This window comes from Variovorax sp. PAMC26660 (genome assembly GCF_014302995.1).
Lineage (GTDB): Bacteria > Pseudomonadota > Gammaproteobacteria > Burkholderiales > Burkholderiaceae_C > Variovorax.
Genome location: NZ_CP060295.1, coordinates 2,894,075 through 2,918,338 on the forward strand (window position 1 = coordinate 2,894,075; position 24,264 = coordinate 2,918,338).

24 protein-coding genes are annotated in these 24,264 nt (G+C 67.5%); 19 read left to right on the forward strand and 5 right to left on the reverse strand.

The features are described 5' to 3' along the window. Nucleotides 1–53 precede the first annotated feature (53 nt). The 7 genes from H7F35_RS13955 (at nt 54) to H7F35_RS13985 (ending at nt 7,873) form a co-directional block, all read left to right on the forward strand. Complete coding sequence (locus H7F35_RS13955; RefSeq protein WP_261803621.1) at nt 54–1,424, forward strand: MFS transporter; 1,371 nt, start codon at nt 54–56, stop codon at nt 1,422–1,424. 42 nt (nt 1,425–1,466) lie between these two features. Continuing rightward, complete coding sequence (locus H7F35_RS13960) at nt 1,467–2,690, forward strand: 3-hydroxybenzoate 6-monooxygenase (RefSeq protein ID WP_187113432.1); 1,224 nt, start codon at nt 1,467–1,469, stop codon at nt 2,688–2,690. Between the two features lie 55 nt (nt 2,691–2,745). Beyond that, nucleotides 2,746–3,723 (forward strand): Bug family tripartite tricarboxylate transporter substrate binding protein, encoded by a 978-nt coding sequence (locus H7F35_RS13965; RefSeq protein WP_187113433.1) that lies wholly within the window; start codon nt 2,746–2,748, stop codon nt 3,721–3,723. Nucleotides 3,724–3,805: 82 nt separating this feature from the next. Then, nucleotides 3,806–4,783: a Bug family tripartite tricarboxylate transporter substrate binding protein gene (locus tag H7F35_RS13970; RefSeq protein ID WP_187113434.1), complete on the forward strand. Its 978-nt coding sequence runs from the start codon at nt 3,806–3,808 to the stop codon at nt 4,781–4,783. Continuing rightward, nucleotides 4,783–6,132, forward strand: coding sequence for an FAD-dependent oxidoreductase (locus tag H7F35_RS13975; protein ID WP_187113435.1), 1,350 nt, complete (start codon nt 4,783–4,785; stop codon nt 6,130–6,132). The genes H7F35_RS13970 and H7F35_RS13975 overlap by 1 nt, the downstream gene beginning before the upstream one ends. Before the next feature lie 64 nt (nt 6,133–6,196). Next, complete coding sequence (locus H7F35_RS13980) at nt 6,197–6,886, forward strand: hypothetical protein (protein ID WP_261803622.1); 690 nt, start codon at nt 6,197–6,199, stop codon at nt 6,884–6,886. A 102-nt stretch (nt 6,887–6,988) separates the two neighbouring features. After that, nucleotides 6,989–7,873, forward strand: coding sequence for an acyl-CoA thioesterase (locus H7F35_RS13985; RefSeq protein WP_187113437.1), 885 nt, complete (start codon nt 6,989–6,991; stop codon nt 7,871–7,873). On the opposite strand, the gene H7F35_RS13990 is transcribed toward H7F35_RS13985, so the two are convergent. Then, a complete protein-coding gene (locus tag H7F35_RS13990) occupies nt 7,860–8,594 on the reverse strand; it encodes a GntR family transcriptional regulator (protein ID WP_187113438.1) in 735 nt (244 codons plus the stop codon). The two genes, H7F35_RS13985 and H7F35_RS13990, sit on opposite strands and share 14 nt — an antisense overlap. 146 nt (nt 8,595–8,740) lie before the next feature. Here H7F35_RS13990 and H7F35_RS13995 point away from each other — a divergent pair, with 146 nt between their 5' ends. From H7F35_RS13995 to H7F35_RS14050, 12 genes are all read left to right on the forward strand, one after another. Beyond that, nucleotides 8,741–9,520, forward strand: a complete 780-nt coding sequence (locus H7F35_RS13995; RefSeq protein ID WP_187113439.1) for an SDR family NAD(P)-dependent oxidoreductase — start codon at nt 8,741–8,743, stop codon at nt 9,518–9,520. Between the two features lie 43 nt (nt 9,521–9,563). Then, nucleotides 9,564–10,790, forward strand: a complete 1,227-nt coding sequence (locus H7F35_RS14000) for an ABC transporter substrate-binding protein (protein WP_187113440.1) — start codon at nt 9,564–9,566, stop codon at nt 10,788–10,790. A 15-nt stretch (nt 10,791–10,805) separates the two neighbouring features. Next, nucleotides 10,806–11,708: a branched-chain amino acid ABC transporter permease gene (locus H7F35_RS14005; protein ID WP_187113441.1), complete on the forward strand. Its 903-nt coding sequence runs from the start codon at nt 10,806–10,808 to the stop codon at nt 11,706–11,708. Continuing rightward, on the forward strand, nt 11,705–12,688 hold the full coding sequence (locus tag H7F35_RS14010; protein WP_187113442.1) for a branched-chain amino acid ABC transporter permease: 984 nt from the start codon (nt 11,705–11,707) through the stop codon (nt 12,686–12,688). Before H7F35_RS14005 ends, H7F35_RS14010 begins: the two co-directional genes overlap by 4 nt. Beyond that, nucleotides 12,685–13,461, forward strand: a complete 777-nt coding sequence (locus H7F35_RS14015) for an ABC transporter ATP-binding protein (protein WP_187113443.1) — start codon at nt 12,685–12,687, stop codon at nt 13,459–13,461. Before H7F35_RS14010 ends, H7F35_RS14015 begins: the two co-directional genes overlap by 4 nt. After that, entirely contained in the window at nt 13,454–14,173 is a 720-nt protein-coding gene (locus tag H7F35_RS14020; protein WP_187113444.1) for an ABC transporter ATP-binding protein, read from the forward strand. Before H7F35_RS14015 ends, H7F35_RS14020 begins: the two co-directional genes overlap by 8 nt. 24 nt (nt 14,174–14,197) lie before the next feature. Then, on the forward strand, nt 14,198–14,947 hold the full coding sequence (locus H7F35_RS14025) for an SDR family NAD(P)-dependent oxidoreductase (RefSeq protein ID WP_187113445.1): 750 nt from the start codon (nt 14,198–14,200) through the stop codon (nt 14,945–14,947). 24 nt (nt 14,948–14,971) lie between these two features. Then, nucleotides 14,972–15,715 carry an SDR family NAD(P)-dependent oxidoreductase gene (locus H7F35_RS14030; protein ID WP_187113446.1) on the forward strand — a complete coding sequence of 248 codons (744 nt, stop codon included), beginning with the start codon at nt 14,972–14,974 and terminating at the stop codon, nt 15,713–15,715. Further along, the gene (locus tag H7F35_RS14035; protein ID WP_187113447.1) at nt 15,715–17,436 is read left to right on the forward strand and encodes an FAD-dependent oxidoreductase; all 1,722 of its coding nucleotides are present in this window, start codon (nt 15,715–15,717) and stop codon (nt 17,434–17,436) included. Before H7F35_RS14030 ends, H7F35_RS14035 begins: the two co-directional genes overlap by 1 nt. A 22-nt stretch (nt 17,437–17,458) precedes the next feature. Next, on the forward strand, nt 17,459–18,067 hold the full coding sequence (locus H7F35_RS14040; RefSeq protein ID WP_187113448.1) for a glutathione S-transferase: 609 nt from the start codon (nt 17,459–17,461) through the stop codon (nt 18,065–18,067). A 355-nt stretch (nt 18,068–18,422) separates the two neighbouring features. Then, nucleotides 18,423–19,136, forward strand: coding sequence for an SDR family oxidoreductase (locus tag H7F35_RS14045; RefSeq protein ID WP_187113449.1), 714 nt, complete (start codon nt 18,423–18,425; stop codon nt 19,134–19,136). Nucleotides 19,137–19,406: 270 nt separating this feature from the next. After that, complete coding sequence (locus tag H7F35_RS14050; protein WP_187113450.1) at nt 19,407–20,867, forward strand: SulP family inorganic anion transporter; 1,461 nt, start codon at nt 19,407–19,409, stop codon at nt 20,865–20,867. Nucleotides 20,868–20,894: 27 nt separating this feature from the next. On the opposite strand, the gene H7F35_RS14055 is transcribed toward H7F35_RS14050, so the two are convergent. Genes H7F35_RS14055 through H7F35_RS14070 form a run of 4 tightly spaced genes read right to left on the reverse strand, consistent with a single transcriptional unit; the run spans nt 20,895 to nt 24,263 of the window. Next, nucleotides 20,895–21,596 carry an ABC transporter ATP-binding protein gene (locus H7F35_RS14055; RefSeq protein ID WP_410010789.1) on the reverse strand — a complete coding sequence of 234 codons (702 nt, stop codon included), beginning with the start codon at nt 21,594–21,596 and terminating at the stop codon, nt 20,895–20,897. A gap of 11 nt (nt 21,597–21,607) precedes the next feature. Next, on the reverse strand, nt 21,608–22,363 hold the full coding sequence (locus H7F35_RS14060; protein ID WP_187113452.1) for an ABC transporter ATP-binding protein: 756 nt from the start codon (nt 22,361–22,363) through the stop codon (nt 21,608–21,610). Next, nucleotides 22,360–23,346: a branched-chain amino acid ABC transporter permease gene (locus H7F35_RS14065; protein ID WP_187113453.1), complete on the reverse strand. Its 987-nt coding sequence runs from the start codon at nt 23,344–23,346 to the stop codon at nt 22,360–22,362. Before H7F35_RS14065 ends, H7F35_RS14060 begins: the two co-directional genes overlap by 4 nt. After that, nucleotides 23,343–24,263 (reverse strand): branched-chain amino acid ABC transporter permease, encoded by a 921-nt coding sequence (locus H7F35_RS14070; protein ID WP_187113454.1) that lies wholly within the window; start codon nt 24,261–24,263, stop codon nt 23,343–23,345. Before H7F35_RS14070 ends, H7F35_RS14065 begins: the two co-directional genes overlap by 4 nt. Nucleotide 24,264: the final 1 nt, after the last annotated feature.

Genomic DNA, 24,264 nt, shown 5'->3' on the forward strand with positions numbered 1-24,264 from the left:
GCGCTCACCGGAGCGCCAGCCGCCCGGGAACACAACGACAAGGAGACATCCACGTGCCAGCCGTCCCCCCACCCATCGACGTCGCCAGCTTCATCGATCAGCGCAAGGTATCGCCCTACCAGATCATGATCGTGGTCCTGTGCTTTTTGATCGTGGCCATCGATGGCTTCGACACGGCCGCGATCGGTTTCATTGCGCCGGCCATCCGGGCGCAATGGCAGCTCGCGCCGGCCCAGCTCGCACCGGTCTTCGGCGCCGGCCTGTTCGGCCTCATGGTGGGCGCGCTGACCATCGGACCCTTCGCCGACCGCTTCGGCCGCAGGACCGTGCTGCTGCTCAGCGTCTTCTTCTTCGGCCTCATGAGCCTGGTCTCGGCCTGGTCGACATCGCTGGACATGCTGATCGTGCTGCGCTTTCTCACCGGCCTGGGGCTTGGAGGCGCCATGCCCAATGCGATCACGCTGACCGCCGAATACTGCCCCGAGAAACGGCGCTCGCTGCTGGTCATGACGATGTTCTGCGGCTTCACCGTCGGCTCGGCACTGGGCGGCCTGGCGTCCGCCGGCCTGGTCGAAGCCTACGGCTGGCATTCGGTGCTCGTCGTGGGTGGCGTGCTGCCGCTGTTGTTGCTGCCGGTGCTGTGGGTGCTGCTGCCCGAGTCGGCTCGTTATCTCGTCACCACCGGCAAGCGCCTGGACGAAGTCACGCGGACGCTGCGGCGCATCTCGCCCCACACGGACCTGCAAGGGGCCATCTACAAGCTGCCGCCGCCGCCGCCGCCGCCGCCGCGGCCGCCGGCCGGCTCGCCGGTGTCGCATCTCTTCAGGCCCGACCTGCTGCGGGGCACCTTGCTGATGTGGCTGGCCTTCTTCATGAGCATGCTGATCATCTATCTGCTGTCGAGCTGGTTGCCGACGCTGCTCAAGACCACCGGCGTCAGCCTCAAGACCGCGGCGCTGATCACCATGATGTTCCAGGTGGGCGGCACCCTGGGCGCGATCGTTCTGGGTTGGCTGATGGACCGGGCCAATCCGCACTACGTGCTGGCCGCTGCCTATGGGCTCGCGGCGCTTTTCATTGCCGCCATCGGCAGCGTCACCGCAACGCCGTGGCTCGTGGGAACGGTGGTGTTCCTGGCCGGCTTCTGCGTCTCCGGTGGCCAGGTCGGCGCCAACGCACTGTCGGCGGGCTTCTATCCCACCGATTGCCGTGCGACCGGCGTCAGCTGGGCCAACGGAATCGGACGCATCGGATCGGTGGTCGGGTCGATGGGCGGTGGCGCGATGCTGGCCATGGGCCTGACGCTGCCGTCCCTGTTCGCGGTGGTCGGCATTCCGGCCATCGTCGCGGGGCTGACCCTGGCCATGCTGGGCGTTCATCGGGCGAGGACGCAGCCGCCGGCCGCCCATGCCGTGCGCGCCTAGACATCGAATGACCCGCTCTCAGAGATACGCAAGGAATTCAAGATGACGTCGACCCGAGTCAACCCCACCGTGCTGCTCGTCGGCGGCGGCATCGGCGGCATGGCCGCCGCGCTCGCACTGGCCCGGCTGGGCGTGGCCATCGACCTGCTGGAGCAGAGCGCCGCCATCGGCGAGATTGGCGCCGGCCTGCAGCTCGGCCCCAATGCCTTCGCGGCGCTCGATGCGCTGGGCGTCGGCGAGGCGGTGCGCAAGGGCTCGGTGTTCACCGACCGGCTGGTGATGATGGACGCGGTCGATTGCAGCGAAGTGGCCTCGGTGCCGGTCGGCGAAGCCTTCCGCGCGCGCTTCGGAAATCCGTATGCGGTGAGCCACCGTGCCGACCTGCACGGTGCGATCCACGAGGCGGTGAAGCAGCATCCGCTGATCCGCTTTCACACCTCGGCGCAGGTGGAATCGCTCGACATCGGCGCGCACGGCGTGACGGCGGTCACGCGCGATGGCCGGTGCTTCACCGCCGATGCCATCGTCGGCTGCGACGGCGTGAAGTCGGTGGTGCGCGCCAAGCTCATCGGCGATGCGCCGCGCGTCTCGGGCCACGTGGTCTATCGCGCGGTGGTGCCAGCGGCCGACATGCCGGTCGACCTGCGCTGGAACGCGCCCGTGGTCTGGGCCGGTCCCAACTGCCACCTGGTGCACTACCCGTTGCGCCACGGCGAGCAATACAACCTGGTCGTCACCTTCCACAGCCGCGACGCGGAAGAGTGGGGCGTGACCGATGGCAGCAAGGAAGAAGTGCTGTCGTACTTCGAGGGCGTGCATGCGCGCCCGCGCCAGTTGCTCGACCGGCCCACTTCGTGGCGCCGCTGGAGCACCGCCGACCGCGACCCGGTCGCGCGCTGGAGCGAGGGCTCGGCCACGCTGCTGGGCGATGCGGCGCATCCCATGATGCAGTACCTTGCGCAGGGCGCCTGCATGGCGCTCGAAGACGCGGTGACGTTGGGCGAAGCCGTGAAGGCCTGTGATTTCGACATGCCGGCCGCATTCAAACTCTACGAAGCTGCCCGTGTCGCCCGCACGGCGCGCGTGGTGCTGTCGGTGCGCGAGATGGGCCGCATCTATCACGCCAGCGGCGTGGAACGGCTGGTGCGCAACAGCCTCTGGGTGGGGCGCACGCCCGAGCGTTTCTACGATGCCGTCGAGTGGCTGTATGCCTGGCGGCCCGAGCACTGCCTGGACGATGCGCCGGAGGCTCTTTCGCCGCGCTGAACCCCGTTCCCTTCATCATCACTATTCGAGGCCAAAGGCCCAGGAGACAAAAACCATGAAATTTCCGCGCGCATTGCTCACCGGTATCCTTGCCCTGAGCGCCACCACGGGCGCGCTGGCGCAGGCCGGCGACTTTCCGAACAAGCCGGTGACGCTGGTCACGCCCTTTGCAGCCGGCAGTGGGCCCGATGCGGTGCTGCGCCTCGTGTCCGACAAGCTCTCGCGCCTGTGGGGCCAGCGCGTGCTGATCGACAACAAGCCCGGTGGCGGCGGCTTCATCGCCATCGACCAGGCACGCCGCGCCGCGCCCGATGGCTACACGCTGCTGCAGCTCGACAGCGAGCACATCGCCGCGCTGCCGCACCTGTACAAGTCGAAGAACTTCGTGACGCTGCAGCACTTCGACCCGGTGGCTTCGCTGTTCCGCACCCCCTTCTTCGTGGCCGTGGCCACCGACTCGAAGTGGAAGAACATGAGCGACCTGATCGCCGCCGCCAAGGCCGAGCCGGACGGCATCGTCTACGGTTCCTGGGGCGTCGGCAGCCCCGGCCACCTGGGCGCGCAGCAGCTCGAAGCGCTGACCGGCATCCGCATGCGGCACGCGCCATACCGCGAGGTGTCGCAACTGTTCTCCAACGTCGGCGCCGGCGACGTGCCGTGGAGCTTTGCCAGCATCCCGTCGAGCCAGGGCATCTACAAGGCCGGCAAGCTGCGCTACCTGGCCATTGCCGCGCCCAAGCGCATCGCGCAGATGCCCGACGTGCCGACCATGGCCGAGGCCGGCGGCCCGGCCTCGCTGGAGGTCAATTCCTTCGTGTCGCTGCTCGCGCCCAAGGGCGTGCCGGCGGCCATCAAGGCGAAGATCAATGCCGACGTGGCCCAGGTCATCGCCGATCCCGAGATCCGTGCCCGCTTCGACACCTTCGCCTTCGAGCCGCTGGCCTGGTCGCCCGAGGAAATCGGTCGCAATGCCGAGGCCAAGTCCAAGGTGTACGGCGAGCTGGTGCGCAGGGGCAACATCAGCCTCGATTGACAAGGGCGCGACTTGCCCGGTGTCTCGCTCGACAGTTAAGCTGGCCTTCTTTGTTTTTGACAACTTTTTCACACTTTTCTCCATGCAAGCCACCAAGAGAGCCCTCCTGATTGCCTGCGGTCTGGCGGCCGCCGCCGCGCTGCCGCTGACCGCCAGCGCCGACAACAACACCTGGCCGACCAAGCCGATCCGCCTGCTGGTGGGCTTTCCGGGTGGCTCCACGCCCGACATCGCGGCGCGCACCATCGCCGAGCCGCTGTCGAAGGCGCTCGGCCAGCCGATCGTGGTCGACAACAAGGCCGGCGCCTCCGGCAACATCGCGGCCGACCAGGTGGCCAAGGCCACCGACGACCACACGCTGGGCATCGTCATCAACGGCAACCTCACGTCGTCCAAGATGCTGTACGCCAAGCTGCCGTACGACCCGGTGAAGGACTTCACGTACCTGTCGCTGATTGCGACCGCGCCGCTGGTGCTGGTGGCACAGAACAATCTGCCCTCGGGCACCGCTTTCTTCGACGCGGGACGCAAGGCCGGCGACAAGTGGAACTACGGCTCGGTCGGCATCGGCTCGGTCGGCCATCTGGGCATGGAACTGCTCAAGACCCGCGTGCCCGGCTTCAAGCCCGAGCACGTGCCCTACCAGGGCAACCCGCAGGTCATCACCGCCATGCTGGGGGACCAGGTGCAGATGGGCCTGATTCCCCCGGGCGTGGCCATGCCGCAGATCAGGGCCGGCAAGCTCAAGGCCATCGGCCTGACGGGCGGCCGCAGCGCGCTGGTGCCGGAGATTCCGCCGCTGTCCGACGCCGGCGTGAAGGACTTCAATCTCGAGGTGTGGGTGGCGCTGCTCGGCCCGGCCAATCTGTCGAAGACCGCGCAGGCACGCATCAGCCACGCACTCGAAGGCGTCATGAAAGACCCGGACGTGCGCCGCAAGCTCTTCGAGCAAGGCTGGCAGGCCGTGGGCACCTCGCCGGACGGCATGCGCACGCGCGTGAACGAAGAGGCGGCGATCATGACCAAGATCATCTCGGCTCGCGGCATCAAGCTCCAGTGATGACAGCCCAGACCTTGCACGAACCGGCACGCGAACTGCCGGTCTTCGGTGAATACGACGTGGTGGTGGTCGGCGGCGGCCCCGCCGGCATCGCTGCCGCAGTGAGCGCAGCGCGCCACGGTGCCAACACGCTGCTGGTGGAACGCTACGGCTTTCTCGGCGGTATGGGCACGGCCGGCGGCGTCACCAACTTCGCGGGCCTGTACGGCAAACGCAAGGGCGAGATGACGCAATTGGTGCACGGCGTGGTCGACGACCTGATCGACCGCATCGCCGGGCTCAACGGCATGAACCAGCCGCAGAACGGCATGGGCGGGCGCATCTGCGTGCGCTCTTACGACACCTCGGCGTACAAGCTGGCGGCCGACCAGTTGCTTGAAGCGGCGGGCGTGAAGCTGCTGTTCCATGCGTATGCGGCCGCGGTGATCCGGGACGGCAGCCGCATCGCGGCGCTGGTGGTCGAGACCAAGTCGGGCCGCCAGGCGATCCGCGCCAACGCCTTCATCGATGCCAGCGGCGACGCCGACGTGGCCGCCTTCGCGGGCGTGCCCTTCGAAGTGGGCGACGGCCACGGCAGCGGGCTGTTCCCGACCACGATGTTCCGCATCGGCCAGGTCGATGCACCGGCCGCGCTCGAAGCCGTGGGCGAGTTCAAGGCGATCAACGACTACATGGCCCGCGCCGAGCAGCAGAAGCCGGGCGTCTACAAGTTCCCGCGCGAAGGCGCGATCCTGCGGCCCAACAAGGACCCGCGCGAATGGCGCGCCAACGTCACGCAGATCCGCAACGCCCAGGGCCGTGCGATGAACGGCGTGGACGCGCGCGAACTCACCGAAGGCGAACTCGAAGGCCGCAGGCAGATCAGCGAGTACTTCAAGTTCCTGAAGGCCGAGGTGCCGGGCTTCGCAGGGTCGGCCATCGTGGAGATCGCGCCGCAGGTCGGCATCCGCGAGACGCGGCGCATCGAAGGGCTGTATGCGCTCGATCGCGAGGACATCCTTTCGTCGGCGAAGTTCGACGACAACATCGGCCTGAATGCCTGGCCGATGGAAATGCATGCCGACGGCCGTATCGAGTGGGCCTTCCCGCGCGACGAAGCCAACGCCTACAACCACTTGCCCTGGCGCATGCTGGTGCCGCGCACGCTGGACAACCTGCTGGTGGCCGGGCGCTGCGCCTCGATGACGCACGAAGGCCAGTCGGCCGCGCGCGCCAGCGGTGGCTGCTTCGTGATGGGGCAGGCCGCGGGCACGGCGGCGGCATCGCTGGGCCGCACGGCCTTTGCGAGCGTGGACGTGCCGGCGCTGCAAAAGAAGCTGGCCGCCGACGGCGTGGACCTGGACCGCTGAACGCGCCGTGCACGCGGATGGCGCTAGAGTCCGGGGCTTGATGAACTCGAACCCCGGACGAAAAGTGCAATTTCTTTCGTTGTCGACCACTGCGCGTCGCATCCTCCTCGCCCTTTCCTGCGCCACCCTCGGCCTGATGCTGTCGGCTTGCGCCAGTACACCCGAAGGCGAGCCCGTCCACGGCAAGGACCGGATACTGAGCCTTGTCGCGGCCAAGGACGGCCGCAAGCTCGCCATTGCCGGCGACAACTACCACTACGTGTTCGACGGCGATCCTTCCGTGGCGGCGCTGCTGCGCTGGGAAGGCCGCACCAAGATCACGCCCGCCCTGATCGGCGAGATGAAGGTGGCGCGCAACCAGAGCTTCGAGGGCCAGTACATGCTGATGGCCTTCGACGCCGACCTCACGCCCGAAGACAGGGTCTTCCTGGTCCAGACCGGCTTTGCGAGGGCGGACGTGAAGTACGGCGACCGCACCGGATCGGCGCTGCGCTACTTCGGCACCATCTACGGCAAGCGCTATGCGGCGGCGCCGTTGAAGTCAGCCGACACGGTCGATTTTTCCAGGCGCTACTACGTCAATTTCGTCGAGCAGGAAACGCTCAGCGGCGCCTTTACCAAGGCCACGGCCACGCCGCTGGTGTACGCCGACGATGGCTCGATGCTGCTGGGCGGCGTGCCCGTGCGCGTTGTCCAGGGCGGAACCGACTACAGCTGCCGCGTCGGCGTCATGGGCGTCTGCTTCTACAGATAAGAAGCGCTCCCTGATCGGCCTGACCGACCCGCGACAGCCCGCGGGCCCGGCCTTTGCTATGGTTGCGGGTTGCCCTTTTTTGCGTTGACCGCCCCCCGCCAGATGACCACCGATCCCGCCACCGCCGCCCGCCTCGTCGACGAACTCGTCGCCCTCATGCAGCTCCAGCCGCTCGGGGGCGACCGCTTCCTGGCGCAGAGCGAAGACATCGGCACGCCCGCCGTGTTCGGCGGCCAGGTGCTCGGCCAGTCGCTGATGGCCGCCAGCCTCACGGTCGGCGCCGAACGGCCGGTGCATTCGATGCACGCCTACTTCCTGCTGCCGGGCGAGCATGCGCCCATTGAATACAGCGTCGACCGCGTGCGCGACGGCCGCAGCTTCACCACCCGCCACGTGGTGGCGCGCCAGCAGGAACGCATCATCTTCGAGATGTCGGCCTCGTTCCAGACGGTGGACGACGGCGTCGAGCACCAGTTCGACATTCCCCAGGTGGACGGTCCCGACGGGCTGCCGAGCGAACTCGACCAGCGCATCGCCCTGGGCGACCGCCTGCCCGAGCGCTGGCGCATCAAGGGCCTGGAGCCGCACGGCATCGAGTACCGCCGCGTCGAGCCCGAAGACCTGCTGACGCCGGTCGTGCGCCCGTCCGAAAGCGCGATCTGGATGCGCGCCATCGCGCCGCTGCCCGACGATCCGATGGTGCACCGCGCGCTGCTCGCCTATGCCTCCGACCACGGCCTGCTGCGCGCCGCCATGCTGCCCCACGGCCTGAGCTTCATGAGCGGCCAGGTGCGCCCCGCGAGCCTGGACCACGCGATGTGGTTCCACCGCGATTTCCGCATGGACGACTGGCTGCTCTACGTGCTCGATTCGCCCAGCGCGAGCGGCGCACGCGGCCTGTGCCGTGGCAGCCTGTTCACGCGCGACGGCCGGCTGGTGGCCTCCACCGCGCAAGAAGGCATGCTGCGCATCATCAAGCCGCGCTGAAGTCGCCGAGGTCGCTCACAGCGAGCGGCGACTGCGCCGCGCCGTCGCGGCTGCGCTCGTCCAGCAGCCGCTGGTAGTTGTCGCGCAGCAGGATGCCGGCGTAGTACACGTGCTCGCGCATCAACTGCTCGGCGCGCGCCGCGTCGCCCGAGATCACCGCCTGCACGATGCGGTGGTGGTCGTCGTGCGAACGCAGGATCACGCCGTGGTCATTCCACAGCATGATCCGGTCCGACGCGAAAGGCACCGCCTGCGCCTGCGCGCCGAAGCGCACGATCCACTGGTTGCCGGCGCCGTGCATCAGCGCGTTGTGCAGCTTCACGTTCATCTGCTGGTAGGGCGCCAGGTCTTCGACCAGCAGTTGCCCCTTCGCAAGTATTTCGTCGCCTTCGCGCAGGCACTCATGCAATAGCGCGGCGGTCGGCTTGTCCACGCCCAGCGCCGCAAAGCGCCGGCAGGCCAGCCCTTCCAGCACCGAGCGCACCTCGTAGGCCGCCAGGATGTCTTCGAGCGCGAACGAGCGCACCAGGTAGCCCTTCTTCGGCTGGTGGTCGATCAGCCCTTCCATCGCCAGCGCGGCCAGCGCGGCGCGCACCGGCGTGCGCGACACCTTGAGGTTTTCCGCGATCGGCACTTCCTCCACGCGCATGCCCGGCGCAAGCCGCCCGTGAAGGATCCAGGTGCGCAGCGTCTCTGTGACTTGTTGGGAGAGTGTGTCCATGTCAGGTATACATGATGCCAGTGAAAATCAGAAATAAGGTGTGATATCAGGGTTAACGAGGACTGTAAAAAGTATCCATGTATACACAATGCGGCCCTCGATCAACTTTCACGCCGCACCGATGCGGCACGGAGAACTCGCAGCCCATGGCGGAACATCATGCACAAGCTCCCGGCCGGCTGGCCCTCGTGACCGGCGGCGGCCGTGGCATCGGCGAGGCCGTGAGCCGCCGCCTCGCGGCCAGCGGCTTTCGCGTCGTCGTGGCGGACATCGACGGCGACAACGCCCGCAATGTGGCGCAATCGCTGGGCGACGGCCATCACTTTCGCCAGTTCGACGTGAGCGACGAGGCTGCGGTCGAGTCCGCGTTCGACGGCATCGAAAGCCAGATCGGCCCGATCGCCGCGCTGGTCTGCGTGGCCGGCATCCTGCTGATGCCCGGCGGCGAACGCTCGCTCATCAAGGACACGTCGCTCGACGACTGGGAGCGCACCTTCGCGGTCAACGCGCGCAGCGTGTTCCTGTGCGGCCGCGCCTACCTGCGCCGCCGCGAGGCGCTGCCGGTGGCGCATGGCCGCATCGTCACCTTCGGTTCGGTGGCGGCGCAGTTGGGCGGCTACCGCTCCAGCGCGACCTACATCGGCGCCAAGTCGGCGGTGCTCGGCTTGACCAAGGCGATGGCGCGCGAATCGGCGCACCTGGGCGTCACCGTCAACTCGGTGGCCCCCGGCCTGATCGACACCGACATGCTGCGCGGCACCGTGCGCAGCAGCGGCGCGCTCGACGCCGCGGCCGCCAACATCCCGCTCGGTCGCATCGGCACGGTGGACGACGTGGCCGGCGCGGTCGACTACCTGGTCTCGGAGCAGGCGGCGTACATCACGGGCAACGTGATCGACGTCAACGGCGGCTACCGCATGCAGTAAGCGGGCAGCGCCTTTCACTCACCCATACCAACGGAGACAGCTCATGAAAAAGAACCCTCTGATTCCCGCCCTGGCGAACATGGCACTGGCCGCCGCACTGTGCACCCTGGCGAGCGCCGCCTTCGCGCAGTCCGAGCCCGGCCTGACCGACAAGACCATCAAGATCGGCATGTTCTCGCCGATGTCGGGCGCGTCGATGAACTACGGCTTCGACGTCATCAACGCCGCGAAGATGTACTACGACAAGATCAACAAGGAAGGCGGCGTGAACGGCCGCAAGATCGAACTCGTGGTCGAAGACGACCGCTGCAATGCCAACGACCTGCTGGCCGCGGTGAAGAAGCTCACCGAGCAGGACCAGGTGTTTTTGCTCAACGGCGGCTCCTGCTCGGCGGCCGTGGTCGGCGCGCGCGAATACGTCGAGCGCGCCAAGATTCCGCTGGTCATGCTCAACGCCTCGGGCGACGGCGCGCTGTATCCGCCGTCGAAGTACATCTACGGCGCGTTCTCCATCTCGCAGCACGCGGTGGGCGGCTCGATGGTGCAGTTCGCGAGCGAGCAGCTCAAGGCCAAGAAGATCGGCTACATCAACCACGACGACGCCTACGGCGGCTGGAACCTCGAGTCGGCCCAGGCACAGGCCAAGGCGCTCGGCGGCATCGACTTGCAGGTGCAGTCGGTCAACCCGAACATCACCGACGTGACGGCGCCCATGCTGAAGATCAAGGCGGCCAACCCCGACGTGCTGTTGCTCACCACCTATGCACGGCCGGTGAGCCTGATCGTCAAGCGTGCCTTCGAGCTGGGCTTCAACAAGCCCATCGTGCTGGCCGTGAACTCCACCGCCGATCTCAAGCAACTGGTGGAGAACGTGGGCAACAAGGATGCCTTCAAGAACGTCTACATCCAGGAAGTGCTGGCCGACGTGCCCGGCGGTCCCAAGCTGAAGTGGGTGTACGACATGTACAAGGCCGCATACCCCGAGTTGGCTTCCAAGCCCGGCCATCCGCAGGCCTACATGCCCTACGGCATTCCGCCCGCGATGGCCGTGGTCAATGCACTGAAGGCCGCCGGCCCCAACCCGACGCGCGAGAAGGTGCTGACGGCACTGTCGACGATGAAGTTCGACTCCGGCGTGATGGCCGGCCCGATCGAGTTCGGTCCGCAGGACCATGCGGCGCAGGAGTCGGCCATCTACATCAAGTTCGACGGCAGCAACATGGCGCAGGTGCCCGGCAGCTACAAGAGCGTGTGGACCTACAAGCCCTGAGGGCGCAGGCATTCCATGAGCATCTCTGACATCTGGCTTTTCGTGCAGCAGGGCGTGCTGTCCGGCATCGTCACCGGCAGCGTCTATGCGCTGCTCGCGGTGGCGATCGTCATGGTCTTCAAGACCACCGACGTGCCGAACTTCTCGCAAGGCGAAATCTTCATGGCCGGCGGCTACGCCGCGCTCTTTCCGCTGGTGGTGTGGGGCTGGCCCTACTGGGCCGCGGTGCTCGCGAGCATCGTGGTCACCGCCATGCTCGCCGCCGCATTCCAGCGCGTGGTGATGCAGCGCGTGACCGCCTCGCGCGGCGTCGGCGTGCAGCTTGTCATTGCCACGCTCGGCTTCGCGTACCTGCTGAAAGGCCTGGTGCGCAAGACCGGCCTGGGCGACACGCCGCGCTCGCTGCCCTCGCTGGTGCCGCAGGACCCGATCATGATCGGCCAGGCTTCGCTCACGCTGCTCGACCTGGCCATCTTCGGCTCGGCCGTGGTGGTGATGGTGCTGCTGTACCTGATGTTCACGCGCACCCGCACCGGCCAGGCCATGCGCGCGGTGGGCATGAACCCGCGCGGCGCGCAGATCGTGGGCGTGAAGCTTGGCACCATCCGCATGAAGATCTGGGCGCTCACGGGCGTCATCTCGGCCATCTCGGCGCTGCTCATCACGCCCAAGATTCTCATCACGCCCGACATCGGCCACATCGCGATCCTGGCCTATGCGGCCGCCATCGTCGGTGGTTTCACCAGCCTGCCGGGCGCGGTGGTCGGCGGCTTCATCATCGGCATCGTCGAGAACCTGGTGGGGCTGTTCATTTCGTCCAACGCCATCGTGGTCGCGCCCTTCGTGGCGATCATGGTGGTGCTGCTGGTGCGTCCGCAAGGGCTGCTCGGCGGTAAGCCTCAGGTGAAGAAGGTATGAGCGCTTCGACAGTTTCGTCCCCGTGGTGGGACCGCGCGGTGCTGCTCGGCATGGCCGTGGTGCTCGCGGTCCTGCCCTTCACCACCAGCGGCTATGTGCTGTACGTGGTCAACCTGCTGATGGTGTTCTCGGTGCTGGCGCTGGGCATGCACCTGGTCATCGGAGAGACGGGCCAGTTCGCGCTGTCGCACGCGGCCTTCTTCGGCATCGGCATCTACACGGCCGGGCTCATCAACAACCAGTGGCAGCCGCCGTTCTTCGTGTCGATCCTCGCGGGCGCCGTGCTGTCGGCCGCGCTCGGCTGGGTCATCGGCCTGCTGGCGCTGCGCATGCGCGACATCTACCTGGCGCTGGCCACCTTCGCCTTCGGCGAGGCGATGCAATGGGTGTTTTTGAACTGGGAGTCGGTGACCAAGGGCTCGAACGGCTTGCAGATGAAGCCGGCCTCGCTCGGCAGTTACCAGCTCATGAACGACCTGCAGGCCTACCCCTTCGTGATCGCCATTGCGGCGCTGATGCTGTGGCTGACCGTGGCGCTGTCGCGCTCGCGGCTGGGCTCGTCATTCCGCGCGGTGCGCGAGAGCGACGTGGCGGCAGTGGCCATGGGCGTGAACACGCGCACGGTGAAGGTCACGGCCTTCGTGCTGTCGGCGGCCTTCGCGGGCGTGGCGGGCGGCATGTACACGTTGTTCACCTCCTTCATCCACCCCGAGAGCCTGGGCTTCCAGACCACCATCCTGATCCTCACGATGGTGGTGGTGGGCGGCCTCGGTTCGGTGCGCGGCGCGGTGGCCGGTGCCATCGTGTTCGGCCTGGCGTCGGAGCTGCTGCGGCAGGCACCGTCGTACCAGGAAATCATCTACGGCGGCATCCTCATGCTCTTCATGATGTTCCTGCCCAAGGGCATGGCATCGCTCTTTACAGCGCGCCGCAAGTCGCAGCGTGCGAGCAGCGTCAACGTTGCGGAGAAGCACGCATGAGCGCGACCGCATTTCTCGACGTGCGCGACATCAGCGTGGTGTTCGGCGGCCTCAAGGCGGTGAACGGCCTTTCGTTCCAGGTGGAGCAGGGCCGCATCCATGCGCTCATCGGGCCGAACGGCGCGGGCAAGTCGACCACCTTCAACTGCATCTCGCGCTTCTACACGCCCAGCAGCGGCAGCGTGACCTTCGAGGGCCGCGAGCTGACGAGCGTGTCGCCGCACCGCATGGCCTCGCTCGGCATTGCGCGCACCTTCCAGAACCTGGAGCTGTTCGCCGAACTGTCGGTGCTCGAGAACGTCTTGCTCGGCACGCACTCACGCGGCGCCAGCACGCTGGGCCGGCTGCTGCGTCGCCCTGACCGCGCCACCGAAGACTTCGCCATGCACCTGCTGGAGCGCGTCGGCCTGGCCGACGAGCGTCATCAACCGGCGCGCGACCTCGATTTCGGGCGCCAGAAGCTGCTGGAGCTGGCGCGCGCGCTGGCCATCAAGCCCAAGCTGCTGTTGCTCGACGAGCCCGCGGCCGGCCTGCGCAACCGCGAGATCGAAAGCCTCGACCGGCTGCTGAAAGAGCTGGTGGCGCGCGACGGCATCACCGTGCTGCTGGTCGAGCATGTGATGCAACTGGTGATGTCCATCTCGGACCGCATCACCGTCATGGCCTTCGGCGAGAAGATCGCGGAAGGCACGCCCGCGGAAATCGGCAGCAATGCGCGCGTGATCGAAGCCTATCTGGGCAAGGGAAACGGAAAGGGAGCCGCGCATGGCTGAAGCATTGTTGTCCCTGCGCGCCATCTCGGCCGCCTATGGCCGCATCCAGGCGCTGTGCGACGTGTCGGTCGATGTGCCCGAAGGCCAGATCGTCGCGCTGCTCGGCAGCAACGGCGCGGGCAAGACCACCACGCTGAACTGCATCTCGAACCTGGTCGACTGCACGCACGGTGAAGTGCGCCTCGATGGCGAACGCATCGACCGGCTCGGCTCTGATGCACTTGTCAAGCGCGGCATCGTGCAGGTGCCCGAAGGCCGCCAGGTGTTTCGCGACATGAGCGTGCGCGAGAACCTCGACCTGGGCGCGTACTTGCGGCGCGACCGTGCGGGCATTCGCAACGACCTGGAGTCGGTCTACACGATGTTCCCGCGCCTGAAGGAGCGCCAGCACCAGATGGCGGCCACGCTGTCGGGTGGCGAGCAGCAGATGCTGGCCATCGGCCGCGCAGTGATGGCGCGCCCGCGCGTGATGCTGTTCGACGAGCCGTCGATGGGCCTGTCGCCGCTGCTGGTGGAGCAGATGTTCGAGATCATCGAGCGGCTGCACCGCGAACAGAAGATCACCATCTTGCTGGTCGAGCAGAACGTGCAGCTTGCGCTGGCGGTTTCCAGCTACGGCTACATCCTGGAGAACGGCGAGATCTCTTTGCACGGCCCTGCCGCGCAGCTCGCGAACGACGAAGCGGTGCGCCGCGCCTACCTCGGCGTCTGACGCCACTTCCCTCAAGGAAAGTTCATGCTCCTCAAAGACAAACTCTCGCTCGTCACCGGCGCCGCGCGCGGCCTGGGCGAAGCCATCGCGCGCCGCATGGCGGCCGAAGGCGCGCACGTGCTCGTGGTGGACCGCGACCTCGACGTGGCACAGCAGGTGGCCGCGTCGATCCGCGAAGCCGGTGGCCGTGCCGATGCCGAGAGCGTCGACGTGAGCGATGCGGCAGCGGTCGACGCACTTGCGGTGCGCGTTGCGGCGTCGCATGGCGACATCGACGTGCTGGTCAACAACGCGGGCATCTCGGTGCGCTCGAAGTTCGACGAGCCCGGTGCGCGCGAAGCCTGGGACCGCGTGATGTCGGTCAACCTGCAGGGCGTGTTCAACGTCACGCAGTCCTTCGTGCCGGCGCTCAAGCGCTCGAAGGGCAACATCGTCAACCTGTCGTCCATCGTGGCCTTCGGCGCGGGCATCTCGTCGGCCGGCTATGTGGTGGCCAAGGGCGGCGTGCGTTCGCTCACGCAAGTGCTGGCACGCGACCTCGCGCCGTACGGCGTGCGCGTGAACGCGGTGGCGCCGGGCCTGATGGTCACCGACATGACGGCCGGCCAGCGCGAGGCCGAACACGGCACCGACTGGTACATGAGCCGCGTGCCCATCAAGCGCCACGGCGAGGCCGACGAGATCGCCGGGCCGGTCGTCTTTCTTGCGTCGTCGATGGCCAGCTACGTCAATGGCGTGGTGCTGCCGGTCGATGGCGGCTACCTGGCGGTCTGAGCACTGCCGCACATCGGAACAACCATGAACAACAGCAGTACAGAGAAGCCGCTCGTCCTCGTGACAGGCGGCGCCAGCGGCATGGGCCGCGCCATCGTCGAGCGCATGGCGCGCGACGGGTGGCGCGTGGTCATGGCCGACTTCAACGGCGAATTGGCCGAGCGCGAAACGCAAGTGCTGCGCGCCGCCGGCCTCGACGTGGAATGCCGCGCCATCGACCTCACCGACGAAGCGGCTGTGCGCGCGATGGTGCAGCAACTGCCGCCGCTCGCCGCGCTGGTCAACAACGCGGGCATCTTCGACGAGCGGGCTTTCCTGGATGTGACGTCGGCGGACTTCCGCCGCATGTACGAAGTGAACCTGCTGGCCGTGGCCACGCTCACGCAGGAGGCCGCGCGCAAGATGGCGGACGGCGCGCGCATCGTCAACATCGCATCGCGTGCCTACCTGGGTGCGAAGAACCACGCGCACTACGTGGCCTCGAAGGCCGCGCTCGTCGGCTACACGCGCGCCAGCGCGATGGAACTCGCACCGCGCGGCATCATGGTCAACGCCATCGCACCGGGGCTGATCGACACGCCGCTGCTGCGCGCGCTGTCGCCCGAACGCCTGGCCGCGCAGCTTGCGCTTCAGCCCACCGGCGCGGCCGGTCGGCCCGAAGACATCGCGCATGCGGTGGCCTTCTTCGCATCGCCATCGACCTGCTTCGTCACCGGCCAGGTGTTGTTTGTCGATGGCGGAAAGTCGCTCGGAGGCTCGGGGTCCTGATGGCGCAGCGACAACAGCAAGAAAAGACCGAGTACGACGTCGTCGTCATCGGCAGCGGCGCGGGCGGTCTTTCCGCCGCGCTCACCGCGAAGCTCGAAGGCCTCGACGTGCTCGTGGTCGAGAAGACCGACCGCATCGGCGGATCGACCGCCATCTCGGGCGGCGCCGTGTGGGTGCCGCTCAACGACCAGGCCGAGGCGGCCGGTCACCCGGACACGCGCGGCAAGGCCTGGACCTACCTGCAGAACACCGTGGGCGCGGCCGGCGACGAAGAGCTGCGCCACGCATTCCTCGATGCAGGCCCGCTCGCATTGCGCTATCTGCGCGAACGCACCGACGTGCAACTGGCCGCGCGCACCTATTCGCCCGACTACTACCCCGACCGCGAAGGCGCCGCGATGGGCGGCCGTTCGCTCGACCCCATCGAGTTCGATGGCCGGCTGCTCGGCTCGCACTTTAAGACGCTGCGTGATCCGCTGCCCGAGTTCTGCGTGCTCGGCGGGATGATGGTCAACATGACCGACGTGAAGCACCTGCTTGCGGTCTGGCGTTCATTCGCGTCGTGGAAGCACGGTGTGAAGATGGTGCTGCGCTACTTCGGCGACCGTCTGAGCGGCCACCACCGTGGCACGCGGCTGCTGCTGGGCAATGCGCTCGCGGCGCGGCTCTTTCACAGCGTGCTGAAGAAGGGCATTCCGTTCTGGCTCGACACGCCGGCACTGGGGCTGGAGAAGGACGCCACGGGCGTGGTCACCGGCGTGCGCCTGCGCCGCGATGGCAAGGAACTGACCGTGCACGCACGGCGCGGCGTGGTCATCGCCACCGGTGGCTTCCCGTGGAACGCGGCCATGCGTGGCCAGCACTATCCGGCACCCACGGGGCCGTATTCGATGTCGCCGCAAGACAATGCCGGCGAAGGCATCGCGATGGCGCAGCAGGCCGGTGGTGTGCTCGGCACGGGCCACACGGGGCCGGCGCTGTGGGCGCCCGTCTCGTTGCTCACGCGGCCCGACGGCAGCGTGCTGCGCTACCCGCACCTCGTGTGGGACCGCGCCAAGCCAGGGCTGATTGCGGTCGATGCGCGCGGTGAGCGCTTCGTCAACGAGTCGACCTCGTACCACGAGTTCGTGCGCGGCATGTACCGCGCCAACGCGAAGGCCACGAGCATTCCCGCCGTGCTGGTGTGCGACAGCGCGTTCATGGAGAAGTGGGGCCTGGGCCTCGCATTGCCCGGCGGCCGCTCGCGCGAGCATCTGGTGCGCGCCGGTTATCTCTATCGCGCCGACACGCTCGAAGCACTTGCACAGCAGGCCGGCGTGGACCCGGCCGGCCTGGCGCGCACGGTCGCGAAGTTCAACCCGCTCGCCGCACAAGGCCAGGACCCGGTGTTCGGCAAGGGCAGCGACGCCTACAACCGCTACCTCGGCGATCCGGACCATCAACCCAATGCCTGCCTTGCGCCGGTGAAGCAGGCGCCGTTCTATGCCGTGAAGGTGTACCCCGGCGACATCGGCACCGCACTCGGTATTCGCGCCGACGCGAATGCCCGCGCACTCGATGCGCAGGGCATGCCCATCGCCGGCCTGTACGTGGCCGGCAACGACATGCACTCGGTCATGGGCGGCGAGTACCCGGCGCCGGGCATCACGCTCGGCCCTGCGCTAACCTTCGGCTGGGTGGCCGGCATGCACCTGGCCCACGGTTCTGCAGAACACGCCTGACGACAAACATCACTTCACCATCATGCAAATCTTTTTCTCTCCCGCTTCCCCCTTCGTGCGCAAGTGCATGGTCGTGGCGCATGAACTCGGCATGGCCGACCGCATCGAGAAGCTGCCCAGTGCGGCCGGCCCGGTGAAGCGCGACAGCACCATCATTCCGAAGAACCCGCTCGGCCAGGTGCCGACCTTCCTCACCGACGACGGGCAGGTGCTGTTCGACAGCCGTGTGATCTGCGAGTACCTGAACGCCACGCAGTCGGGCAAGCTGTTCCCGGCCGAAGGCGCGGACCGTTGGGCGCGTCTGACCGAGCTGTCGCTGGCCGACGGCATGACGGGCGCCGCATTGCTTGCGCGCTACGAGAACGTGCTGCGCCCCGAGCCGCTGCGCTGGACCGAATGGACCGATGGCCAGCTCGCGAAGGTGCGCACCGGTCTCGAATGGCTCGAAATCGCGGCGCCTTCGTTTGGTGATCGTGTCGACATCGGCACCATCGCTTTCGCCTGCGCGCTGGGCTACATGGACTTCCGTTTTCCCACTGTCGATTGGCGTGCCGAGGCGCCTAACAGCGCGAAGTGGTTCGACGTGTTCAACCAGCGGGCGTCGATGCAGGCGACTTTGCCTACTGTCTGAGCTTTTTGGGGTTTCTAGGCGCTGCTGTTGTTCAGGGCGTCGCTCACGCCGACACGGTGCTCTTTTTCGCGAATGTCCCCCGCTTCGCTCCTCCTTTATTTCGCGAAAAAGAGCCCCGTATCGGCGCGAGCGTTGGACAGAGCGGTCGTTGATCGGCTTCACACCGGCAGCGTGTCCATGTGCGAATGACGCCGGGTGCTCCCCGCAGCGAAATAAAGGAGGAGCGAAGCGGGGGACATTCGCACAGGGGAGCACCCGGTGTCATTCGCACGCACCCCGAACACAAACCTCCGCCTGGCAGCAGAACAGAATCCTTGGCTAAATGCAGGTCTTGCATGAACCAAGGAACCTTCGCATGTCTTCTGAAGCACAGAAAAAAGTAGCCATCGTCACCGCCGGTGGCAGCGGCATGGGCGCCGCCGCCGCCCGCAAACTGGCGGACGACGGTTTTCGCGTCGCCATTCTTTCGTCGTCGGGCAAGGGCGAGGCACTCGCCGCCGAACTGGGCGGCATCGGCGTGACCGGCTCGAACCAGTCGAACGACGACGTGAAGCGGCTCGTGGACCGCGTCGCCAACGAATGGGGCCGCGTCGATGTTCTGGTCAACAGCGCAGGCCACGGCCCTCGCGCGCCCATCCTCGAGATCACCGACGAAGATTGGCATCGCGGCATGGACGTCTACCTGCTGAGCGCCCTGCGCCCCAGCCGGCTTGTGGCGCCGCTGATGGTGGCGCAGGGCGGCGGGACCATCATCAACATCTCCACCTTCGCTGCTTTCGAGCCCGACCCGGTGTTTCCGACTTCGGGCGTGTTCCGTGCTGGCCTTGCAGCCTTCACCAAGTTGTTCGCCGACAAGTACGCCGCGCAGAACGTGCGCATGAACAACGTGCTGCCCGGCTTCATCGACAGCCTGCCCGAGAAGGCCGAGTTCCGTTCGCGCATTCCGATGGGCCGCTACGGCAAGAGCAGCGAGATCGCGGCCGTCATCGGCTTTCTGGCGTCGGAAGGCGCGGGCTACATCACCGGGCAGAACCTGCGCGTGGACGGCGGGATCACACGCTCGGTGTGAGCCGGGAAGCTGCGGCTGGAGGGCGCCGGCAGGCCGCTCTCTACAATCGCGGCCATGTGTTCGAGGATGCCCCGCTTTCCCATTCGTCGCCGGCAGTCTGGCTGCTCGCGACCGACGCCTCCTTGACGGCAGTGCAGTGACGCGCGGCGGCCCCGGCCGCCGCGACACCCAGGGAGGGAGCCACAAGCCGACGGCCCTTCCTTCCCGCTTTCTGCCCATGTCCCGCATCGCCTTGCCGGCGGATGCGGGCTGCTTTCCTTTTTTCCCTTCATGTCTTCCCCGCACAGTCGCCTGCGCACCGAGTGGTGCCCCAGCATTCCCCGCGAGTTGATGGCCGGCGCCGTCGCCACCTTCGCGCTCATCCCCGAGGTCATCGCTTTCTCTTTCGTGGCCGGCGTCGATCCGGCGGTCGGGCTGTTCGCCTCGTTCGTCATCGGGATCGTCATCGCGTTCACGGGCGGGCGGCCGGCCATGGTGTCGGCGGCGGCCGGGTCGGTGGCCCTGGTGGCCGCGCCGCTGGTGCATGCGCACGGCCTGCCGTACCTGCTGGCCGCCGGCGTGCTGGCCGGCGCGATGCAGGTCGTGTTCGGGCTGCTTCGGCTCGGGGTGCTGATGCGCTTCGTGTCGTCGTCGGTGCGCACCGGTTTCGTCAATGCGCTGGCGATCCTGATCTTCGCGGCGCAGATGCCGCACTTCATCGGCGCCAACACCGCGACCTGGGCCATGGTCGGGCTGGGGCTGGCCATCATCTACCTGCTGCCGCGCATCACCACGGCAGTGCCGTCACCGCTGGTGTGCATCGTGGCCGTGACGCTGGTGGGCCACTGGCTGGGCCTGCCGCTGAAGACGGTGGCCGACCTGGGGCAACTGCCCGGCGCGCTGCCTGCCTTCGCGCTGCCCGAGGTGCCGCTCACGCTGGAGACGCTGCGCATCATCGCGCTGCCGGCATTCGCCATCGCGATGGTCGGCCTGCTCGAATCGATGATGACGGCCAGCGTGGTCGACGAACTGACCGACACGCCGAGCTCGAAGAACCGCGAATGCAGCGGCCTCGGCGTGGCCAACGTGGCGGCCAGTTTCTTCGGCGGCATTGCGGGCTGCGGAATGATCGGCCAGACGGTGAGCAACGTGCGCTACGGCGGGCGAGGGCGGCTGTCGACGCTGTTCGCCGGCGCGTTCCTGCTGATCCTCATGGTGGCGCTGAAGCCCTGGGTGTCGCAGGTGCCGGTGGCGGCGCTGGTGGCGATCATGGTGATGGTCTCGGCCTCGACCTTCGACCGGGGATCGCTGCGCGCGCTGGTGCGTCACCCGCGCATGTCCAGCGCGGTGATGCTCGCGACGGTGGCCGTTACCGTGGCCACCGACAACCTGGCCGCGGGCGTTGCCACCGGCGTGATGCTGAGCGGCGTGTTCTTCACCTTCAAGGTGGCGCGGCTGCTGCATGTGGATGTGCTGCCGGGCGAAGACGGCGGCGCGCAGGTCTACCGCGTGAGGGGCCAGGTGTTCTTCGCGTCGGCCGACATGCTGGTGGACGCCTTCGACGTGCGCGAGATCGATGGCGCGCCCGTGCACATCGACGTGTCGGAGGCGCATTTCTGGGACGTCACAGCCGTGGCCGCGCTGAAGAAGGTCGTCGAGCGGCTGCGCAAGCACGGCAGCGTGGTCGAGGTGAGCGGGCTCAACCAGGCCAGCCAAGATTTGATCCTGCAACTGGACGCGGCGCCGGACTGACCCGGACCGGCGCGCGTCGGCTGGCGTTCAAACGCCCAGGTAGCGCGTCCAGAGCGAACGGTCCGCATCGAGCGCGGCCGAGTCGCCTTGCCACACGACGCGCCCGCGTTCCAGGATCACGTGGCGGTTGGCCAGCGGCAGCAGGCGCTGCACATACTTGTCGACCACCAGGATCGCTTCGCCCTCGGCCTTGAGCGTGGCGATGCAACGCCAGATTTCCTCGCGGATCACCGGTGCGAGGCCTTCGGTGGCTTCGTCGAGGATCAGCAGGCGCGGGTGCGTCGAGAGCGCACGCGCAATCGCCAGCATCTGCTGCTCGCCGCCCGAGAGCTGGTTGCCCGCATTGGCCTTGCGTTCCGACAGGCGTGGGAACAGGCCGTAGAGCGCGTCGACCGTCCAGCGCGGCGCACTGCCCGGCCGGGGCCGTGCAAAGGCACGCAGGTGCTCGTCGACGCTGAGGTTCGGAAACACGTGCCGACCCTCGGGCACGATGGCCACACCGCGCCGCGCGATGGCATCGGGCTTGTGGCCGCCGATGGCCGCGCCGTCGAAATTCACGTGGCCGCGCATCGGTGCCAGCGTGCCGGTCAGCACCTTGAGCAGCGTGCTCTTGCCCATGCCGTTGCGGCCCAGCAGCGCGAGCACTTCGCCGGGGCGGATGTCGATGTCGATGCCGAACAGCACCTGGCTCGCGCCGTAGCCGGCCTCGATCGCCTTCGCTTCGAGCAATGTTGTCGTTGTCATGAGTGGCCTTCCGCTTCGGTGCCGAGGTAGACGGCCTGCACATCGGGGTGGCCCCGCACTTCGTCGGCCGTGCCGCTCATCAGCACCTTGCCCTGCACCAGCACCGTGAGCCGGTTGGCCAGGCGGAACACCGCGTCCATGTCGTGTTCGATCAGCAGGATCGCCATCGACGCGCGCAGCGATTCGATCAGCTCGACCATGCGCGCGGATTCGTCCGGGCCCATGCCGGCCATCGGCTCGTCGAGCAGCAATAACTTGGGCTCAGCCGCGAGCGCCAGCGCCACGTCGAGTGCGCGCTGCGCACCGTGCGGCAGCGTGCCCGCGACGCGATCGCGCTCGCTGCCCAGTCCCACGCGGTCGGCCAGTGCCACGGCACGGTCGATCAGGTCGCGTTCTTTTGCGCGCGGCGCCATGAAGCGCAGGCTGCTGCCCGCATGGGCCTGCGCCGCGAGCATGAGGTTGTCGTGCACCGTTTCCTTGGCGAAGACGCGTGTGACCTGGAAGCAGCGCGACATGCCGGCCGCCACGCGCTGGTGGTCCTTCAGCGAGGTGATGTCTTTCTCGTCGAGCAGCAGGCGACCGGCGTCGGCCTTCAGCAGCCCGGTGATCAGGTTGACCAGCGTGGTCTTGCCCGCGCCGTTCGGCCCGATCAGCGCATGCACTTCGCCGCGCTCCACCGTGAGGTTCACATGGTCGGTCGCCAGCAGTCCGCCGAAGCGCTTGACCAACCCTTCGATTCTGAAAAGGCTCATGGTGTTGTCTTACTCCCTCGCCCCTCTGGGGAGAGGGTGGGGGTGAGGGGCAAGCGGCGCTTGTACAGTGCGGCCAACCCTTTGGGCGCCCACAACGCAACGGCAATCAACAGCAGTCCGAGCGGCATGTGCCAGTGTTCGGTGTGCTGCTTCAACGCCTCTTCCAGCACCAGCCAGACGACAGCGCCCACAGGCCCGCCCCAACTGCGCCCAAGACCGCCGATGACCACCATCACCAGCAGCGTTGCCGATTGCGTCCAGTGCATCGTCGCAGGGCTCACGAAGCCGTTGCCGCCCGCGAGCAGCGCACCGGCCAGCCCGGCGATGGCACCCGCAATCGCGAACGCCACCAGTTGCAGCCGGAACACCGGATAGCCCAGCGCACGCATGCGCGTCTCGTTGTCGCGAATGCCCATCAGCGCATGGCCGAAGCGCGATTGTGTCGCGCGGTGCAGCCACCACAGCGCGAGCGCCACGATGGCCAGCACCACCCAATAGAAGTTCGATTCGTTGCCCAGGTCCAGGCCGGGCAGCAGCGTGGGGCGCGACATGAGCGTGTAGCCGTCGTCGCCGCCATAGCGCCGCAGCGACACCACCACGAAATACAGCATCTGCGCAAAGGCCAGCGTGGTCATGATGAAGTACACGCCGCGCGTGCGCAGCGCCACCGTGCCGATCAGCGCGGCGACCAGCCCGGCCACCAGCGCGGCGGCCGGCCACATGATCCAGCCCGACATCACGCCGGCGTCGCTGAGCGCCACCACCGTGTAGGCGCCCATGCCGATGAAGCCCGCATGCCCCAGCGCGACCATGCCGCCGAAGCCGAGGATGAAGTTGAGGCTCGCCGCGGCCAGCGCCACGATGAGCACGCGCCGCACGAAGCCGATGTAGAACTCGAGCCCGAACAGTGGTGCGACCAGTGGAAACGCGGCGAGCAGCAGGAAGACCAGCCCGAGGCCGATGTAGCGTGAGGGGTGCTTCATGCGCGCGCCGAGAAAAGGCCCGAGGGCCGGAAGATCAGAACAATCACCATCAGCGCGTACATCGCGACTTCGGCGAACAGCGGGCCCAGGTCGGCCGCCGTGGCGGGCGGCAGCGTGGCGCGCAGCAGCATCGGCACGAAGGCGCGTCCGACGGTGTCCACCAGACCCACCAGCAGCGCGGCCACGAAGGCGCCGCGCACCGAGCCGATGCCGCCGATCACCAGCACCACCAGGGCCGGGATCAGGATCGCTTCGCCCATGCCGACCTGCACCGCGACGATCGGGCCCATCAGCGCGCCTGCCAGCGCGGCCAGCGCCGCGCCGAGCAGGAACACGCCGTTGAAGATGCGGCCCACGCGCACACCCATCAGCTCGGCCATCGGCCGGTCGGACGCACCCGCGCGCACCCGCATGCCGATGCGCGTGTGGTTGACCAGCAGGTACAGCGCCAGCGCCACCAGCAGCCCGCCAGCGAGGATCACGAGGCGGTAGGACGGGTAGGGCAGGCCGTCCATCAGGTTGACGGGCCCCGAAAGCGCGGCCGGCGTCGGCGCCATGATCGGCGACGGGCCCCAGACCATCGTGACGATGTCGTCGGCCACCAGGATCACGCCGAAGGTGGCGAGCACCTGCGCGAGGTGGTCGCGTGTGTAGAGTCGCCGCATCAGCAGCACTTCGAGCAGCAGAGCCACCACGACAGTGACCGCCACCGCGATGACGATGGCGGCGGTGAACGAGCCGGTGCGCGTGTGCGCTTCGGCCGCCACATACGCGCCGGACATGAACAGCGAGCCGTGCGCAAGGTTGAGCACGTCCATGATGCCGAACACCAGCGTGAGCCCGGCCGCCAGCAGGAACAGCATCAGCCCATAGCCGAGGCCGTTGAGCAGCTGCTCCAGAACAAGAATTCCACTCATA